Raw genomic sequence first — 17,941 nt, 5'->3', positions numbered from 1 at the left:
AAAAAAGAGAATTTATAGTTTTATGCGTATGATGTACGCAGATAATGGAAATACAAATTAGTATCAAATAGATTCTATGAACTCTATGAGAAGCATAGAAATGGAGTAAGCAGCTTTTATCCCTATTCACTACCCGGCAGAACTGCCGGTTATGGAGATGGTTATTTCATGACGTTGTTAGGAGGTTTGGCTTTATGACAGCCGTTAGACAGGACGCTTGGAGTGCAGAAGATGATCTAATATTGGCAGAAGTAACTTTGCGACACATTCGGGAGGGCAGCACACAGCTTGCCGCTTTTGAAGAGGTGGGTGAAAAAATCGGCAGAACTTCGGCCGCTTGCGGATTCCGCTGGAACAGTTGTGTTCGGAAAAGTTATGAAGGTGCAATCGGTATTGCTAAAGGGCAACGTCAAAAGCGTAGCTACCTGAAAAAGCAGCCGTCAGTAAGAGGAGCGCAAGTAGCTGGTCTGATTCTGGGTGATGTCGATGAGGAATTTGGGCGCGGTGAGGGATTAAGTGAAAACACATTATCCATTGATGCGGTCATTCGTTTCTTAAGACAATGGAAGGGTACGATCCAGGAAGCAGGACGTCAGCTGAAAATGCTGGAAAGAGACCTGCGCGAGAAGGAAGATGAATTAACAGAATTACGATCTGAGAATGAGCGGTTGTCTAAAGAGGTTAATCTTGCTCAAAGCGACTACCGGGTAGTCAACGATGATTACAAAGCTTTAATTCAGATTATGGATCGTGCTCGCAGGCTTGCTTTCTTAAATGAAGAAGAAGAAGAAATGAAGACTCGTTTCAAAATGGATGGTAACGGAAATTTAGAACGCATTGAATAAACGATAGGTTAACTAACAATCCCGCAAGTGGTCTGCTTTTTAAGCACCACTTGCGGGGTTTTTGGTATACTTAGAAAAATTGTGCTTAAGATCAGCAGGAGGGTTATATGAAAATTGATATAATTGGTGCAGGTTCACTCGGGCTGCTGCTGGCAGGGAGACTGATCCAAGCCGGGAATGATGTGAGACTGTGGTGCCGAGGGATAGAACAATGCCAACGATTAGGGCGTGATGGCTTAACAGTTACCTACGAGGATGAACGCGAGCCGATAACAATTTCGGAAGATCAGTTTGTATCCGCGCCAATAGGGAAGTTCGCTGATGCTTATCTAGAAGAGCCGAGTGATTGGATCGTGGTGACGGTTAAACAGAATACTCTACATAATGATTTGCCTGAATTTCTATCCCTACTTAAGGAAGAGCAAGTACATATGATTTGTTTTCAGAATGGTACAGGACATATGGAGATGTTAGGAGGCTTGTTGCCAAACGCCAATTTATATGTAGCTGTGACTACGGAGGCTGCGAAGCGCAAATCCTTAACTGAGGTCATTCATGCAGGAGCAGGGGAGGTGTGGATAGGAAAATGGGGCTTAGGGGATGGACAAGCTCATAGCATACATAATGCTTTAAAAGCGAATAATTTAATAGAAGTTCTCATAATGGCAGGATTCGCAGCCTTTTTGTCGAATGAAGTGGATACCATGATTTACCGGAAGCTCTTGATCAATGCCGTTATTAATCCACTCACGGCGATTTGGCGTATTCCAAATGGGGAGCTGTTGTCTTCAGAGCAACGCCTCCAATTAATGAAGGAAGTTTTTGAAGAAGCAACAATGGTGTATGATTTCTGTGAAATTACTTATGATAAGGATGCTTGGGATAACATCCTTCAGGTGTGCCGGTTAACGTCTGGCAATATTTCATCTATGCTGGCAGATGTACTTGCTTCAAGAACCACAGAAATTCGTTGGATCAATGGAAGTCTTGTAGAAATGGCAGAACGATCTGGAGTGTCGGCACCATTAAATCGCTGGCTCTGCCAATTAGTAGAAGGTATTGGGGTATGATCTCTGGGGAGAGGTGAAGCTATGGGACTGCTGATGGATTCGGTTATTACTTTAAGCGTTATTCCGATTGTGCCGTTTTTGATTGTTTTTTTCATTGGAAAGGGCTTAAAAAAAGATAAAAAGAAAACTTTTATGCTCGCTATGGACGTGACCACATTTTTTTTATTATTGTCGGTCTCCGCATTGTTTAATAACATCTTTAATTCCGGTTTTGGGTTTTACCTTATACTAATTATTGTATTAATATCCGCTGGACTGATTGGCGGAGCTCAAAATCGGATGAAAGGAAAGGTAGATGGGAAGCGGTTATTTCGGGCAGTTTGGAGACTTTCGTTCTTTTTTATGAGCGTCGGATATTTATTATTTATGTTTGTTGGGCTAATTACCTACATATCACAAGCGATGTAACGTTCCACTGCTTCGGTGAAGCGTCAACGTCACAAAAGTTTAAAGTTTTTAAAAAAAAATATTTTCTGAAAACATTGCACTAGATTTTTTTGACCACTGGTTGTATAATCATAAACCATATACCACATTCTATTTAGGGGGAACTGCTAGATGAAGAAGAGTAAAAGTCTATTGCTAATGATTGCATTAGTACTTGTTATCGGCACAGTGCTTGCTGGCTGCGGCGGAAACAATGCAAACAGCGGCAATAAAGGTAACAATGCTAACACTGGTAACACGGCAACTGGTAATGCAGCTACAGAAGAAAAATTGGCTGCTGACCAAACATTGAGAATTAACCTTAGTTCTGAGCCTCCAACATTTGACCCAGGATTGGCTCAAGATAGCCAAGCACACACTGTCCTGACAACAATGTACGAAGGTCTGACTCGCATGAATGCTGAATCTGGTCAAGCTGAACCAGGTGTTGCTGAAAGCTGGGAAGTTTCCGCTGACGGTCTGGTATATACTTTCAAACTCCGTGATTCACAATGGAGTAATGGCGATCCTGTAACAACAGAAGACTTCGTTCGCGCTTGGAAACGCGTGCTCGATCCTGCTGCTGCATCCGCTGCACCTTATGCTTATCAATTGTACTACATCAAAAATGCTCAAAAGTTCTACAACAAGGAAATTACCGATTTCAGTCAAGTAGGTGTTAAAGCGGTTGATGAGAAAACTCTTGAAGTTACTCTTGAAGCCCCAACTCCTTACTTCCTTGGATTGCTTTCCTTCTACACTTATTACCCTGTACACAAATCCATTGAGAGTAATCCTAAATGGGCAACAAGCAAAGATACTATGATCGTTAACGGTGCTTTCACTCTTACTGAGTGGACTACAGGTCAAACACTTGTTGTAACTAAAAACGATAAATATTGGGATAAAGATTCTATTAAACTTAACAAAATCGACTTCTCCCTTGTAAACAGCGGTGCAACTGAGCTGCTCAGCTACAAGAACGGTGAATACGATCGTGCCGGTGGACCAACTGGTGAAATTCCATCAGAACAAATTCCAATCGTGCAAAAAGAACTTCCTAACGAATTCAGCCGTAAAGGTATTGCTTCCGTATACTACTACGAATTCAATATCACTGAAAAACCTTTCACAAACGCTAAAATCCGTAAGGCTCTTGCAATGTCCATTAACCGTCAAGCTTTGATTGACAATGTAGTACAAGGTGGACAATTCCCAGCCTACGGTTATGTACCTCCGGGTATCGCTGGTGCTGATGGTGAATACCGTACAGCAGTTAAAGATAGCTACTTCACTGAAGATCTAGAACAAGCTAAAACATTGCTTGCTGAAGGTCTGAAAGAAGAAGGTATGGATAAACTGCCTACATTCTCCCTGACTTACAACACAAGTGAAGGTCACAAGAAAATCGCTTTGGCGATTGCTGATATGTGGAAAAACAATCTTGGTATCGACGTACAAACCGTTAACCAAGAGTGGGCTGTATTTATTGAAAACCGTCAAAACCTGAACTACCAAGTTGCTCGTGCTGGTTGGACTGCGGATTACAATGATCCAATGACTTTCCTTGATATGTGGGTAACAGGTGGCGGTAACAATGATACTGGTTACGCTAACCCTGAGTATGACAAATTGATCAGCGAAGCTAAAACAAGCACTGACTTGGCAGTACGTCAAGAAAAGTTTGCTGCAGCTGAGAAATTGCTCATTGAGCAAGATATGGTTCTGATTCCTTTGTACTACTACACTAACAACTCCCTGACTAAAGAGTACCTTAAAGGTGTTACTCTTGACTTTAGTGGTGCAATTGACTTGACTCGCGGATACTTGCTTGAGCACTAAGATATTGCTTTAGTAATTACAACAGAATAGTTAGTTGACTGAAGTTGCAGAATACTTCGGGATATATATGTGGAATTCCATATATATCCCTTTTTTTTGTATTCCTGTCTATTTGTTAATTAATGTTATTAATAACATATATAGAAAATAGACAAAAATCCGTTTTTTTCATAAAATCATTATTATGTGTATCAAAAATTGTCGGAGGAGGTGTGATGGGGATGGTTCGTTATGTCGCAAATAAGTTTTTCTATATGTTGGTTTCTCTATTTGTATTGATTTCAGCTACCTTTTTCTTGATGAAAGCTATTCCGGGGGATCCGTTTACTTCTGAAAAGAAGGTACCGCCAGAAATTAAAGCACGTCTGATGGAACAATATGGTCTGGACAAGCCGCTCTCTCATCAGTATTTTAAGTATTTAGGTGATATTATCCAAGGTGACCTAGGTGTCTCAATGAAACGCCTAAATCAAGATGTATCACATTTGATCAGTCAAACCTTTTCAGCGTCGCTGAAGCTGGGACTCGTCGCAATCGTTGTGGCGGTTATTGTCGGAGTATTTCTCGGCATGTTGGCGGCACTCTATCACAGAAAGTTTATTGACAGCGCAGCTATGGTGCTGGCAGTTCTGGGGATTGCGGTTCCGAGCTTTGTAGTCGCGTCATTACTGCAGTATGTATTTGCTTTCAAACTGGGTTGGGTACCGGTTTCAGGTTTTAAAGGGCCAATCTATTATTTCTTACCCGTGGCCGCGCTCTCGGCACAGCCGATCGCCTTTATCGCCCGCTTGACCCGTTCAAGTATGCTTGAAGTTTTGAATGCGGATTATATCAAAACGGCTAAAGCAAAGGGATTGAGCTGGATGGCTATTCTGAGCCGCCATGTACTTCGTAACGGAATTCTACCTGTTGTTACTTATATGGGTCCAATGACAGCTAACATCGTAACTGGTTCGGTTGTTATCGAGCAGATCTTTGGTGTTGGGGGTATTGGTAAACAGTTCGTGGAAGCGATTGGTGTCCGTGACTATACCGTTATTATGGGGATAACCATTTTCTATGGTGTATTACTCATGGTTGCCCGCTTTATTACGGATATTGCTTATGTATTAATTGACCCACGTATGAAATTAAGTGGAGGAAAGGAGGGCTAAATAGTGGCTACTGAAAATAACTTGTTAAATCTAAAACCGGAAGATTTTCAAAAAGTCGGTGTAGATGAAAAAGAAGCCGAAGTTATCCAGCGTGAGAGTCTCTCTGCTTGGAAAGACTCTTGGCAACGGTTGCGTCAAAATAAAATGGCGATGACTGCGCTCGGTATCCTGGGTTTGATTGTACTTGCAGCGATTTTTGCACCTTTTATCTCGAAATATAACTATTATTCTAATGATTTGATGAGCACCAATAAGCCCCCTTCCTCCGATCACTGGTTTGGAACGGATGATCTTGGTCGTGATATCTTTGTTCGTACTTGGTACGGTGCACGGATTTCCTTGATCGTTGGTCTTGCTGCGGCAGCCATCGACTTGTTCATCGGTGTTATCTACGGAGGCATTATGGGCTTCTTCGGTGGCCGTGTAGATAATATTATGAATAAATTCTCTGAAATTTTGTATTCTATTCCTTATTTGCTGGTTGTAATCTTGCTCTTGGTCGTTCTTGAGCCAAGTCTTGGAACAATCATCCTAGCTCTAACCATTACAGGCTGGATTACGATGTCGTGGATTGTGCGTGGAGAAATTATGCAGCTCAAGAATCGTGAATTCGTATTGGCGTCCCGTTCCATGGGTGCTGGTTCTGCGAGACTGTTGTTCAAGCACCTTCTGCCGAATGCGGTTGGTCCGATTATCGTAACCATTACACTGTCTGTACCAAATGCTATCTTTGCTGAGGCCTTCCTAAGCTTCTTGGGTCTTGGTGTACAAGCTCCTGTTGCTTCACTTGGATCGATGATCAATGACTCACTCACCGGCTGGTTGTACTATCCATGGCGCTTCTTGTTCCCTGCGATCCTAATCAGCTTAACAATGCTTTCTTTCAACATTTTCGGTGATGGTCTTCGTGACGCGCTTGATCCTAAGCTGAAGAAATAGGAGGAATATGGATGGAACCTATTTTACAAGTCAAAGATTTGCATATTTCCTTTTTTGTTAAGGGCGGAGAAGTACAAGCTGTCCGTGGTATGAATTTTGAAATTGGCAAAGGCGAAACGGTTGCCATCGTCGGCGAGTCCGGCAGCGGTAAGAGTGTAACTGCTCAATCGATTATGCGGTTGATCCCTTCTCCACCTTCTAAAGTGAAAAAGGGAGAGATTATTTTTCAAGGACAGAATCTGCTAGACAAAAGCATGAAAGAAATGGAATCTATTCGCGGTAAAGATATTGGCATGATTTTTCAAGACCCGATGACTTCTCTGAACCCAACCATCAAAGTGGGCAAACAGATCACTGAAGTTTTGATTAAACATCAGAAAATGTCAGCGGCCGAAGCGAAAAAGCAAGGTATGGAGATGTTGAAATTAGTAGGCATCAAAAATGCGGAGGCTCGCTTTAACCAATATCCCCACGAATTCTCAGGCGGTATGCGCCAGCGTGTAATGATCGCAATCGCGTTAGCTTGCCGTCCGGCTTTGCTGATAGCAGATGAGCCTACAACAGCTCTAGATGTAACCATTCAGGCGCAGATCATGGAAGTTATGAGAGAGATGCAGCAAAAACTAGGTACCTCCATTATTCTGATTACACATGATCTGGGCGTAGTTGCTGGCATGTGTGATCGGGTGATTGTAATGTATGCAGGTGAGGTTGTGGAGACCGGAACAAGATGGGAAATCTTTAAAAATCCACAACATCCATACACCAAAGGTCTGCTGCGCTCAATGCCGCGTCTGGACCAAAAGAAAGGCGAGCCGCTTATTCCGATCATCGGCACACCGCCAGATCTGATCAAGCCGCCGATCGGCTGTCCGTTCACTGCTCGTTGCAATGAAGCGATGCATGTGTGCGAACAAATCGATCCCGGCGCCACAGAATTCAGCGAAACGCATATGGCGCGTTGCTGGAATCTGCATTCGATGGCCAAGGAGGTGCAGTACTCTTGAGTAAGAACCTAATAGAGGTAGAAGGTCTTAAGAAATATTTTAATGTAGGTAAAGGTAAGGTTCTTAAGGCTGTAGATAATATTAACTTCACGATCCGTGAGGGCGAGACACTTGGGATGGTAGGTGAGTCCGGTTGTGGTAAGACTACTGCTGGACGTACGATTCTTCGCTTGTATGAGCCAACTGCTGGAAGTGTGAAATATAATGGTACAGACATTTATAAATTGCCTGGAAATCAAATGAAGGCTATGCGCCGTGACATGCAAATGATTTTCCAAGATCCGTACGCATCGCTTAACCCGCGGTTTACGGTTTCTGATATCATTGGCGAGGCACTGGACATTCACGGAATGGCTGGCAGCCGTGCAGAACGTAAGAAACGGATTGAAGAACTGCTGGATATGGTTGGTCTTAACCATGACCATGCAACCCGTTATCCGCATGAATTCTCCGGTGGACAACGTCAACGTATCGGGATTGCCCGTTCGTTAGCGGTTAATCCTAAGTTCATCGTTTGTGATGAGCCGATTTCCGCACTTGACGTATCCATTCAAGCTCAGGTCGTTAACTTGCTTAAAGAATTGCAAGATCGTCTTGGATTGACTTATCTTTTCATCGCGCATGATCTGTCCATGGTTAAACATATCAGTGATCGCGTAGCAGTTATGTACTTGGGTAAAATGGTTGAGTTGGCGGAAAGTGAAGAGCTTTATGCAAATCCTATCCACCCTTATACTAAATCCCTATTGTCGGCTATTCCAGTTCCGGACCCGGAAATTGAAGTCAACAAAAAACGTATTCACTTGCATGATGAGCTTGGCAGCCCTATTTATTCTGCTAACGATAAGACCAATGACAGTGACTTTGAATTAGTAGAAGTATCTAAAGGCCACTTTGTCAGCAAAAAATTCGCATAATTTATACTTAGGTTTTCAAAGGCGGGAGCATTATGCTCTCGCCTCTTGTATGTATTTAGGATATTATTTAATGAATTTATAGTATAATTGAACAGTTGGCTGTACCTGTGTTGCTGATATCAAGACATGTTTTACTTTGACGCGGCTCCTGACTTTGGATACAATCATAGAGAGTTTTTACGAACTTGGATTTACATATAACTGCTTAGTAGAACTGGAGGCACTAGCAAATGAATATTGTAACGGAACCGCTCAAGGGTGGATCTGCACTCTCGCGCGACTATATAGATCATTTTGAAAAGGTTAGTCATTTGTACGGTGGGGATTTCCGCAATAAAGAAAGTAGAAGTAGAAGGGCAGAGTGGCTAGACGGCAGAGAAAGCCTTCGTGCCGACCGGACTCAGATTGCTGAGTGTCTGCGTCAATATAATGAAAAGCATAACTCGCATGATGCGGTGATGGCTTCGCTGGCGCTCTTAGAGCAGCCGGGGACATTAGTGGTGACAGGTGGGCAGCAAAGCGGACTATTTACTGGACCCCTGTTAGTGGTATATAAAGCTGCAACTACTATTATGGCGGCAAAAGAAGCAGCTGAACAACTCGGCCGACCGGTAGTTCCTTTATTCTGGATTGCAGGTGAAGATCATGACTGGGATGAAGTGAATCATACGTATGTACTGAATCGTACGCAGGAGATTACTAAGATTAAGATAGAAAAGTCAGAAGAGAAACGCTCCTCAGTAAGTGATATTCGTGTAGAAGAGGAAAGCTGGCAGCAGGTAGTGGAACAGTTAGACGGTCTGCTTCAGGAAAGCGACTTTAAGCCGCAGATTATGGAATTCATTCGCACTTCTTCTTTTAGAGCAGATAGTATGACGGATGCATTTGCCAAGCTGATGGGTTCATTATTTGGTAAATTTGGTCTAATTCTGCTTGATTCTGCTGATCCCAACTTACGTAAGTTAGAACAGCCATTTTTCACTTCGCTAATTATGCAGAATGATGCACTGGAAACAGCGTATATGAATTCTGCTTCTGATATTGTGGGCGCCGGATATGAGCTTCAGGCTGATGTTACAGCTGGCAATGCCAACCTCTTTTATATTCATGAAGGTACACGGCTTCTGCTTCACAAGAAGGACGGAATCTTTACGGATCGCAAGGGACAGGTATCCTTTTCCCGTGATGAATTACTTGAGGAGGTGCAGGCACATCCGGAACGCTTTAGCAATAATGTGCTGACACGTCCACTTATGCAGGATTATGTGTTGCCTGTTCTGGCAACGGTGCTGGGTCAAGGTGAGATTGCTTACTGGGCCATTCCGCGTCGTGCGTTTGAGACCATTGGGGGAGAAATGCCGTTAATTATCCCTAGAATGTCTTTTACAGTCGTAGAAGGTACGCTGCACAAGCATATGGATAAATATCAACTTAGCTTTGAGGATGTAAGACAAGGACTGGATCATAAAAGACAAGAATGGCTGGCCGCACAGGATGAGCTGGGGATAGAACGTCGTTTTGAAGAAACCAAGACCTCATTCGCCGCTATGTACGAACCGCTTATTGAGCAGCTTGGAACGGTTCAGGCAGGTCTGCTTAAGCTGGGGAATAACAATAAAGAGAAGATTCTAGATCAAATTACTTTTTTACAGGCGAAAGCCCAAGATGCAATGGCAAAACAGAACGAAGCTGCAATCCGGCAATGGGAGCGAATCGAGCTGTCGTTAATGCCACTGGGTAAACTGCAGGAAAGAGTGTACAATATCATGTATTACTTGAACCGGTACGGACTTGCTTGGCTGGATGAGTTAATGACGGTTGAACCGGATTACAGTGGAACACATCGCATCATTTATATGTAATGGAAGTATCGCTTTCCACAAAACTAAGCTTATGCTTACGAAGTGAGTTTTGTACGAAGTAGATTCAATGTAGTAACGCTCACAAAACAAAGCGTATGCTTACGGAGCAAGTTTTATTGCGTAGTGGATCATAGAAGTATAGCTCCATAAAACTTTTAGGAGGTTTCATAATGAGTTCATCTAAACAAAATAGTATCGTGGCTGATATGTCACTCGCACCGGAAGGGCATTTGAAAATCGACTGGGTTCGCCAGCATATGCCGGTACTGAACCGTATTCGTGAGCAGTTTGAAGCAGAACAGCCATTTAAAGGTCTGAAAGTATCGATCACATTGCATTTGGAAGCTAAAACCGCTTATTTGGCGAAGGTTGTCAAAGCTGGTGGTGCAGATGTAACCATTACAGGTTCGAATCCACTATCTACACAGGATGATGTATGTGCAGCGCTTGTGGAGGATGGAATCACAGTATTTGCTAAATACAATCCGTCTCCTGAAGAATTTAAAGCCCTTAATATCAAAGCACTGGAGAGCAAACCGGACTTGATTATTGATGACGGTGGGGATTTTGCTACATTGCTGCATTCGGAGCGTCCTGATCTGATGGAGAATATTCGCGGGGGTGCTGAAGAAACAACTACCGGGATTATTCGTCTAAAAGCTCTGCAAAAGCAAGGCGTATTGAAGTTCCCAATGGTCGCGGTTAATGATGCCTACTGCAAATATTTGTTTGATAACCGTTATGGCACTGGCCAATCGGCATGGGATGGAATTATTCGCACAACCAACCTTATCGTAGCGGGCAAAACAGTAGTTGTTGTCGGTTATGGCTGGTGTGGTAAAGGTGTTGCCATGCGCGCCAAAGGACTTGGAGCAAAAGTGGTTGTCACAGAAGTTGATGCGATTAAAGCCGTTGAAGCACATATGGACGGTTTTGAAGTAATGCCAATGCTGGAAGCAGCTAAGGTTGGTGATTTCTTCGTTACAGTAACTGGTAACCGTTATGTAATTCGCGGTGAACATTATGATGTGATGAAGGATGGAGCAATCATGTGCAACGCGGGCCATTTCGACGTTGAAGTGAATAAGCCTGAGCTGTCGGAAAGATCCGTATCCCAACGTACCGTTCGCAAAAATATCGAAGAGTACCAGCTTCGTGACGGACGTAAATTATATCTGCTTGCCGAAGGCAGACTTGTAAATCTGGGTGCTGCTGATGGTCACCCTGCTGAAATTATGGATACAACCTTTGCACTCCAGGCGCTGTCGCTGAAATATGTAAATGATAATTATAAGAGCATTGGCGTAAAAGTTGAAAATGTTCCTTATGAGCTGGATGAGCAAGTAGCACGTTATAAGCTGGAAAGTCTGGGCATTAACATCGATAGCCTCACTCCGGCACAAGTGGATTATTTGGACAGCTGGAATTTGAACGATTAATAACCGAACGCATAACAATAAAGTGTATTAACCAGTGTACCTTGAACTGAAGCAACTTTTTTAACAAAGCCATGCAACGGACAAGATTCCGATTGTATGGCTTTTTTCTGTGGAGAAATGTTTTTCGGGAAACGAGCTATCTGATTTAGGAAAAATTTCCTTGGCCAGAAAAAGGTTTTTGATTTTTAATGGCGAATCTATTATGCTTAAGTGGTGAAAAGTGGGGTAAAGTGGGGATTCAGGGATTAGGGGTGGGAAAAAGGATGTTCATGGGAGAGTATCAACACAGCATTGACGACAAAGGCCGAATCATTATTCCGGCTAAACTCCGTGAATTGCTCGGAACCTCCTTCGTGACGACCCGCGGCCTAGACTCCTGCCTGTTTGTTTATCCCATGGAAGAATGGGCAATCATGGAACAAAAGCTTAAAAGCCTTTCGCTGATGAAATCAGATGCCCGCGCATTTAGCCGCTTTTTTTTCTCAGGTGCAACTGAATGTGTTTGGGATAAGCAGGGAAGGGTAAATCTGCCGGCCAATTTACGGCAGTATGCCAAACTGGACAAAGACTGTGTCATTCTGGGCGTTTCGAACCGGGTGGAAATCTGGAACAAAGAGCTTTGGGAACAGTACTTCGAACAGTCCGAGGAATCGTTCAACGAAATCGCTGAGAAATTGGTGGATTTCAATTTTGATCTATAAAACACAATAACGAATACTGTCCTGGAGGGATGCAGCTTGTTTCACCACATCACGGTGCTTAAGGAAGAAGCGACAGAAGGGCTGCACATCAAAAAAGACGGAATCTATGTAGATTGCACTCTCGGTGGAGCGGGTCACAGCTCACTTATCGCTTCCAAGCTTAGCGGCGAAGGCCGTTTAATCTGTTTGGATCAAGATGATTGGGCTTTGGAGAACGCAAAAGAAAGATTAGCGGAATACGGAGACAAGGTTGTGACTATTAAGACTAACTTCCGTGATCTGGAGAGTGTACTTAAGGATGTGCCCTTTGTGCCACAAACAGATGGTATTCCCCAAGTAGATGGAGTGCTCTTTGATCTTGGCGTATCCTCTCCCCAGTTTGACGAAGGGGAACGAGGCTTTAGTTACAATCATGATGCTCCGCTGGACATGCGCATGGATCAGTCAGCACTTTTGACGGCTGCTGAAATTGTGAATACATGGTCCGAGCAGGAGATTGCCCGTGTTCTTTTCCAATATGGAGAAGAGAAATTCTCGCGGAGAATCGCTAGAAAAATTGTAGACAGAAGAGAAGAAGCTCCTATTGAGACAACAGGAGAATTAGCAGAACTGATCAAGGAAGGTATCCCGGCAGCTGCTCGAAGAACAGGAGGGCATCCCGCTAAACGTAGCTTTCAAGGATTAAGGATTGCTGTGAATGACGAATTGGGTGCTTTTGAAGAAGGGCTACATAGTGCAGTACGTTGCCTTGCACCAGGAGGCAGAGTATCCGTCATCACCTTTCATTCGCTCGAAGACCGAATTTGCAAGCAAATTTTTAGCAGCTATTTAAGCAGATGTACATGCCCGCCTGACTTTCCGTTTTGCGTATGCGGCGCGAAAGGCACGCTTAAGTTAATCAATCGTAAACCGCTTGTGCCTTCTGAAGAAGAGCTTGAGCTTAATACCCGAGCCCGCTCAGCTAAGCTGCGCATTGCAGAAAAATTGTAATTGACGATAAAGGAGAGTCAGAGATGGCCTATACCCGCGGCAATTTAGCAGTTCAGCCCAAAAGAAAAGAAGAGGTAAACCCCCTTTACCGCGAGAAGACAAAAGTAGTTACCAGACGAAGAGTACTTCCGCTGCAAGAGAAACTTTTGTATATGCTGACGCTAGGAGTATGCGTTCTGGTGGCGATCACCCTGATTTCACGTTACGTCCAAATTTATGATTTGAACTTGCAGGCTCAGAAATTAGATCAGGATATTGCAACAGCCAAGAAGCAGATTTCTACGTATCAGATGGAAAAGCAGAATCTAGAGCAGAAAGTCGCCCAAAAAGCACGGGATCTTGGTTATGTGTCCCCGGATGAGAATGCAACAATCTATATTCCGGCAAGCTCGGCAACGACTCCAGGTGATAATTAGTGAGCGATTGGCAAGATCGCAATAAAAAAAGTTGTGAGGTTCGCTTATGCTGAAAAGAATAAAACTTCGCACGCTGTTTATAGGAGGGTGTATTACCCTCTTTTTTCTTGTTTTGATCGTTAGAGTGTTCTGGATTCAAGTTATGCAAGGTGAGGAATGGCAGGAAAAGGCCGCCACACTTTGGGCGCATTCCTCAACTATCAAAGCGGAGCGAGGTACGATTTCTGACCGTAACGGGAGTGTGCTCGCTAGCGATGTCCCTGCTTATACCGTGGTGGTGAATCCTGAAGTGATTCAACAACAAGGCATCGGGGAAGAGGTCATCACAGGATTACACGAATTGCTCGGCAAACCAGAGGATGAGCTGCGTAAGCTGGTTGAAGCCAAGGACGAAAAGACGGGTGCTTACCTCAAGAACCGTGAGATTCGTAATGAAGGCTGGAAGATTGATCAGGAGCTTGCCGATAAGGTGAAAGAATTTTATGTAGCCCTAGGTAAAGAACATAAAATTCAAGAGACCGGTATTGGGCTTGTTAGAGAGCAGAAACGATATTATCCAAAAGATGAATTAGCTGCACATATCTTAGGTTATACAGATAGGGACGGCAATGCTATCATGGGACTGGAAAAATACTTTGATACGGAGCTTAAGGGTGCCGATGGCAAGCTGCTTTATCAAAGTGACGGTCAAGGGGTAAAATTGCCGGATTCACAAGATACCTATAAGCCAGTAGTAAATGGAAGTAATTTCAAGCTTACAATCGATAGTACGATCCAGCATTATATAGAAGAGGCCATGCAAAAGGCGTATGCGCAATATAAGCCAAAAAGTATGAGTGTCATTGCTGCTGATCCGAACACGATGGAGATTTTGGGATTAGCCAATATGCCTACCTATAATCCAAATGAATTTTGGAAGACCGGGGCCGATGGGGCGGGATTCTATAATCATGCTATTAAATCTAAATACGAGCCTGGTTCCACTTTCAAAATTGTAACGCTTGCCGCCGCAGTAGAAGAGAAGCTTTTTGATCCTGTTGCGACATTTTTGTCCGGGTCCATCCGGATAAAGGGATATAGTAAAGCACTGCATGATATTAATCATGCTGGATGGGGGCAAATCAGTTTTCTTGAAGGTGTGAAACGTTCTAGTAACGTTCTATTCGTTAAGCTATATGAAATGCTCGGACAGGACAAGCTATTACAGTATATCAATGATTTTGGCTTCAATGAGAAAACGGGAATCGATCTGCCAGGAGAAGTAAGCGGGGTAGTTAACCCTAACCTTGGACGTCCTATAGAAATTGCGACACTCGCATATGGACACGGTAAAGTGCTAGTAACCCCACTTCAACAGCTAGTTGCCGTATCTGCTATAGCTAATGGGGGGAAGTTGATGACTCCGTATGTAGTTAAGGAGGTCACAAACCCTAACACTGGTGAGACAAAGGTTACTCAGCCTAGTGTAGTGCGTCAGGTGATTGATGAGGAAAGCGCCAAGAAAACGGGTGAATATTTGGAGCAGGTTGTTGCTGACCAAGTAAAAGGAACAGGCCGCAACGCTTATATTGACGGCTATCGCGTGGCAGGTAAGACAGGAACGGCTATCAAGGTTGAAGGTAAGGATTATGTGAAATCCAAAGTACTTGTCTCCTTTATTGGTTATGCTCCTGTTGATGATCCGAAGATCGCTGTTATTGTCATTATTGACGAACCGAACGTTGAGGTTGGCGGCGGTAAGGCAGCTGCTCCAGTATTTAAAGAGATTGTATCCCAGTCTCTGCAATACATGGGAGTACCTAAGCTGGCGTCTGAGGCTAGTGATAGCAGCAGTAAAAAGCCGGCTAAGACTGAAACAGTCGCACTTCGGACTACACCAGATCTAACAGACAAGACGATGAAGGAAGCAAGAGAAGCACTTTTGGATCAAGGCTTCGATTATGTAGTGGTCGGTGAAGGATCTACTGTAGAGAGTCAATATCCTGAGGCAGGTACTAAGCTTGCTACAGGGCAACGGATCTATTTATTAAGTCCGCAGGGGGCTCAGCCTACCATTCCAGATTTAAAAGGGGAATCCCTGCGTGATGCACTTGAAATTCTAACTCTACTAAAAGTAGAGATTGCGGTAGACGGTGAAGGTTACGTCTCAGAACAGATTGTAGGAACGCAAAATGGCAAGACCTTGGTCACTTTGAAAATGAAGCCATTAAATGATTATGGCGAAGATATTCCCGTGGCCCCGCCTGCTGATGAGGGGACAGATTCCGAGAGCGGAACATAGCTTGTTCTAACCCCTGTTTGTCCCGAATAGTCATGAAGATAAGAGCTCATGTCTATTGTTGAAAGTGGGGGAGAACGGAATGAAGGTTTCCAAAGTCGTAACACGGCGGAGAATGCTGTGGACATTGCTGGGACTGGCAGTGTTATTCGGTTCGCTGGTCGTGCGTCTTGCGTATGTGCAATTATCTCAAGGCGAGGAATTGACTGCGAAGGTAGAAGATTCCTTGCGCCGCAATATTCCTTTTACCGCTAAACGTGGTGAAATTATGGATCGTGAAGGTGTGCCGCTCGTTTCTAATATCACCACACCTACAGTGTATGCAGTACCGGTGCAGGTAAAAGAGAAGCAAAAGACAGCACAGCAATTAGCTCCACTGCTTGGGATGACTGAGGAGAAGCTGATGACATTGCTGTCCAAAAAAGAAATGTCGGTGAAACTTCAGCCCGGCGGCCGCAAAATTACGATGGATCTTGCCGCGAGCATCCGTGATTTGCAGCTGCCGGGCATCGTTGTCGCTGAGGATAGCAAAAGGTATTACCCTTACGGCGATTTAGCCGCGCATATTCTAGGCTTCACAGGTATAGATAACCAGGGCATTACAGGAGTAGAGAGTATATATGACAATCTGCTCAAAGGCATAGCCGGTAATATTTCTTATTTGTCTGATGCAGGTGGAAGACTTATGCCTGGCTCATCTGAGAAATATTCTGCCCCTCAAGACGGACTTAATCTGCAGCTGACGATTGATAAACAGATCCAGTCCATTATGGAACGTGAGCTTGATCAGGCTATGGTGAAATATCAGGCGCAGGGTGCTTGGGCTATAGCTATGAATCCGAAGAATGGTGAGATACTAGCCATGGCTAGTAGACCGGGGTATGAACCAGCATCATACAAGGAATATGATGCGCAGATTTACAACCGGAATCTGCCTATCTGGATGACCTATGAACCTGGTTCAACGTTCAAAATCATCACTCTGGCTGCTGCGCTGCAGGAAGGTAAAGTAGATCTTCAGAACGATCATTTCTATGATCCGGGGTTTATCGAGGTGGCGGGCGCAAAGCTGCGCTGCTGGAAAAAGGGCGGTCATGGTAGTCAAACCTTTCTACAGGTAGTTGAGAACTCCTGTAACCCTGGGTTTGTCGCCTTAGGGCAACGGCTGGGAAAAGAATCACTTTTCAAATATATTCGTGATTTTGGTTTTGGCAGCAAAACGGGAATTGATCTGAATGGGGAAGCTAATGGTATTCTGTTCAAGCTTAATCAAGTAGGTCCGGTAGAGCTTTCGACTACAGCCTTTGGTCAAGGGGTTTCGGTTACGCCTATTCAGCAGATTGCTGCGGTATCCGCGGCTATCAACGGCGGTAATCTCTATAAACCGCATGTAACAAAAGCATGGGTTAATCCGGTTACTGGAGAGACTGTATCAGAGGTGAAGCCAGAGCTTGTGCGGCAGGTCATTTCGGAGGAGACATCCAAGAAGGTGCGGGCAGCACTTGAGAGCGTGGTTGCCAAAGGCACAGGACGGCCGGCTTTTATTGACGGCTATCGTGTAGGTGGCAAGACGGGTACTGCACAGAAGGTTGTAAATGGACGTTATTCTCCAACAGAGCACATTGTTTCTTTTATTGGCTTTGCGCCAGCGGATGATCCTCAGATCGTTGTGTACACTGCCGTGGATAATCCGAAAGGGATTCAATTTGGGGGTGTGGTTGCAGCTCCAATCGTGCAAAATATTTTGGAAGACTCGCTGCACTATATGAAGGTTCCGGAGCGCAGTGATCAGCTTCCAAAAACTTATAAGTATGGCGAAACTCCGATAGTGACCGTACCTGATCTTACCGGAGCAACGGTGCAGGATATCTATGAGGATTTAAATATGAATTTTAATCTTGCACGTTCAGGCACAGGAAATACGGTCATCAATCAAGCTCCTAAGGCTGGGGCCAGAGTAGAACAGGGCTCAACCATCAGGATTTATATGGGAGCATCTAGTGAATAATGATTAAGGTATAAGGTTTCAGCTCGTATCCGAAAATGTAGAGTGAG

At 44.1% G+C, this 17,941-nt stretch carries 15 protein-coding genes; all 15 read left to right on the top strand.

The genetic code is table 11. From position 1 onward, the window contains the following. Positions 1-194: 194 nt before the first annotated feature. The 15 genes from NSQ55_RS23020 to NSQ55_RS22950 all read left to right on the top strand — a co-directional run bounded on the left by NSQ55_RS23020 (position 195) and on the right by NSQ55_RS22950 (position 17,894). Positions 195-845 carry an RsfA family transcriptional regulator gene (locus NSQ55_RS23020; RefSeq protein ID WP_036683702.1) on the top strand — a complete coding sequence of 217 codons (651 nt, stop codon included), beginning with the start codon at positions 195-197 and terminating at the stop codon, positions 843-845. Between the two features lie 107 nt (positions 846-952). Beyond that, positions 953-1,915, top strand: a complete 963-nt coding sequence (locus tag NSQ55_RS23015) for a 2-dehydropantoate 2-reductase (RefSeq protein ID WP_339169308.1) — start codon at positions 953-955, stop codon at positions 1,913-1,915. Positions 1,916-1,936: 21 nt separating this feature from the next. Then, a complete protein-coding gene (locus NSQ55_RS23010) occupies positions 1,937-2,323 on the top strand; it encodes a DUF3397 domain-containing protein (RefSeq protein WP_036683696.1) in 387 nt (128 codons plus the stop codon). A 150-nt stretch (positions 2,324-2,473) separates the two neighbouring features. Then, the gene (locus tag NSQ55_RS23005; protein ID WP_076129042.1) at positions 2,474-4,183 is read left to right on the top strand and encodes a peptide ABC transporter substrate-binding protein; all 1,710 of its coding nucleotides are present in this window, start codon (positions 2,474-2,476) and stop codon (positions 4,181-4,183) included. A gap of 221 nt (positions 4,184-4,404) precedes the next feature. Next, positions 4,405-5,337, top strand: coding sequence for an ABC transporter permease (locus NSQ55_RS23000; RefSeq protein ID WP_036683691.1), 933 nt, complete (start codon positions 4,405-4,407; stop codon positions 5,335-5,337). Between the two features lie 3 nt (positions 5,338-5,340). Beyond that, positions 5,341-6,276 carry an ABC transporter permease gene (locus NSQ55_RS22995; protein WP_036683689.1) on the top strand — a complete coding sequence of 312 codons (936 nt, stop codon included), beginning with the start codon at positions 5,341-5,343 and terminating at the stop codon, positions 6,274-6,276. Between the two features lie 11 nt (positions 6,277-6,287). Continuing rightward, positions 6,288-7,283: an ABC transporter ATP-binding protein gene (locus tag NSQ55_RS22990; protein ID WP_036683686.1), complete on the top strand. Its 996-nt coding sequence runs from the start codon at positions 6,288-6,290 to the stop codon at positions 7,281-7,283. Next, positions 7,280-8,200 (top strand): ATP-binding cassette domain-containing protein, encoded by a 921-nt coding sequence (locus NSQ55_RS22985; RefSeq protein WP_036683682.1) that lies wholly within the window; start codon positions 7,280-7,282, stop codon positions 8,198-8,200. The genes NSQ55_RS22990 and NSQ55_RS22985 overlap by 4 nt, the downstream gene beginning before the upstream one ends. A gap of 230 nt (positions 8,201-8,430) precedes the next feature. Next, entirely contained in the window at positions 8,431-10,062 is a 1,632-nt protein-coding gene (gene bshC / locus NSQ55_RS22980; RefSeq protein ID WP_076185251.1) for a bacillithiol biosynthesis cysteine-adding enzyme BshC, read from the top strand. A gap of 167 nt (positions 10,063-10,229) precedes the next feature. Then, a complete protein-coding gene (locus NSQ55_RS22975) occupies positions 10,230-11,501 on the top strand; it encodes an adenosylhomocysteinase (RefSeq protein ID WP_170914265.1) in 1,272 nt (423 codons plus the stop codon). Positions 11,502-11,764: 263 nt separating this feature from the next. Then, positions 11,765-12,202 (top strand): division/cell wall cluster transcriptional repressor MraZ, encoded by a 438-nt coding sequence (gene mraZ, locus NSQ55_RS22970; RefSeq protein ID WP_036683674.1) that lies wholly within the window; start codon positions 11,765-11,767, stop codon positions 12,200-12,202. A 36-nt stretch (positions 12,203-12,238) separates the two neighbouring features. Next, positions 12,239-13,192 (top strand): 16S rRNA (cytosine(1402)-N(4))-methyltransferase RsmH, encoded by a 954-nt coding sequence (gene rsmH, locus NSQ55_RS22965; protein WP_036683671.1) that lies wholly within the window; start codon positions 12,239-12,241, stop codon positions 13,190-13,192. A gap of 23 nt (positions 13,193-13,215) precedes the next feature. Continuing rightward, the gene (locus tag NSQ55_RS22960) at positions 13,216-13,608 is read left to right on the top strand and encodes a septum formation initiator family protein (RefSeq protein ID WP_036683668.1); all 393 of its coding nucleotides are present in this window, start codon (positions 13,216-13,218) and stop codon (positions 13,606-13,608) included. Positions 13,609-13,654: 46 nt separating this feature from the next. Then, on the top strand, positions 13,655-15,889 hold the full coding sequence (locus NSQ55_RS22955; protein ID WP_076129051.1) for a penicillin-binding transpeptidase domain-containing protein: 2,235 nt from the start codon (positions 13,655-13,657) through the stop codon (positions 15,887-15,889). 79 nt (positions 15,890-15,968) lie between these two features. Continuing rightward, positions 15,969-17,894, top strand: coding sequence for a stage V sporulation protein D (locus NSQ55_RS22950; RefSeq protein WP_076129053.1), 1,926 nt, complete (start codon positions 15,969-15,971; stop codon positions 17,892-17,894). Positions 17,895-17,941: the final 47 nt, after the last annotated feature.

Source organism: Paenibacillus sp. FSL H7-0943, from assembly GCF_037963265.1.
Lineage (GTDB): Bacteria > Bacillota > Bacilli > Paenibacillales > Paenibacillaceae > Paenibacillus_AQ > Paenibacillus_AQ odorifer.
Note: the sequence above shows the minus strand (reverse complement) of the source record. Positions and strands in the feature narration are given on the sequence as shown.

Bases quoted from the DNA above. Each gene is read 5' to 3' on its own strand.
- bshC (WP_076185251.1), top strand. From the start codon at position 8,431: ATGAATATTGTAACGGAACCGCTCAAGGGTGGATCTGCACTCTCGCGC.
- NSQ55_RS23010 (WP_036683696.1), top strand. From the start codon at position 1,937: ATGGGACTGCTGATGGATTCGGTTATTACTTTAAGCGTTATTCCGATT.
- NSQ55_RS23015 (WP_339169308.1), top strand. From the start codon at position 953: ATGAAAATTGATATAATTGGTGCAGGTTCACTCGGGCTGCTGCTGGCA.
- NSQ55_RS22960 (WP_036683668.1), top strand. From the start codon at position 13,216: ATGGCCTATACCCGCGGCAATTTAGCAGTTCAGCCCAAAAGAAAAGAA.
- NSQ55_RS23005 (WP_076129042.1), top strand. From the start codon at position 2,474: ATGAAGAAGAGTAAAAGTCTATTGCTAATGATTGCATTAGTACTTGTT.
- NSQ55_RS22950 (WP_076129053.1), top strand. From the start codon at position 15,969: ATGAAGGTTTCCAAAGTCGTAACACGGCGGAGAATGCTGTGGACATTG.
- mraZ (WP_036683674.1), top strand. From the start codon at position 11,765: ATGTTCATGGGAGAGTATCAACACAGCATTGACGACAAAGGCCGAATC.
- NSQ55_RS22955 (WP_076129051.1), top strand. From the start codon at position 13,655: ATGCTGAAAAGAATAAAACTTCGCACGCTGTTTATAGGAGGGTGTATT.
- NSQ55_RS22990 (WP_036683686.1), top strand. From the start codon at position 6,288: ATGGAACCTATTTTACAAGTCAAAGATTTGCATATTTCCTTTTTTGTT.
- NSQ55_RS23020 (WP_036683702.1), top strand. From the start codon at position 195: ATGACAGCCGTTAGACAGGACGCTTGGAGTGCAGAAGATGATCTAATA.
- NSQ55_RS23000 (WP_036683691.1), top strand. From the start codon at position 4,405: ATGGTTCGTTATGTCGCAAATAAGTTTTTCTATATGTTGGTTTCTCTA.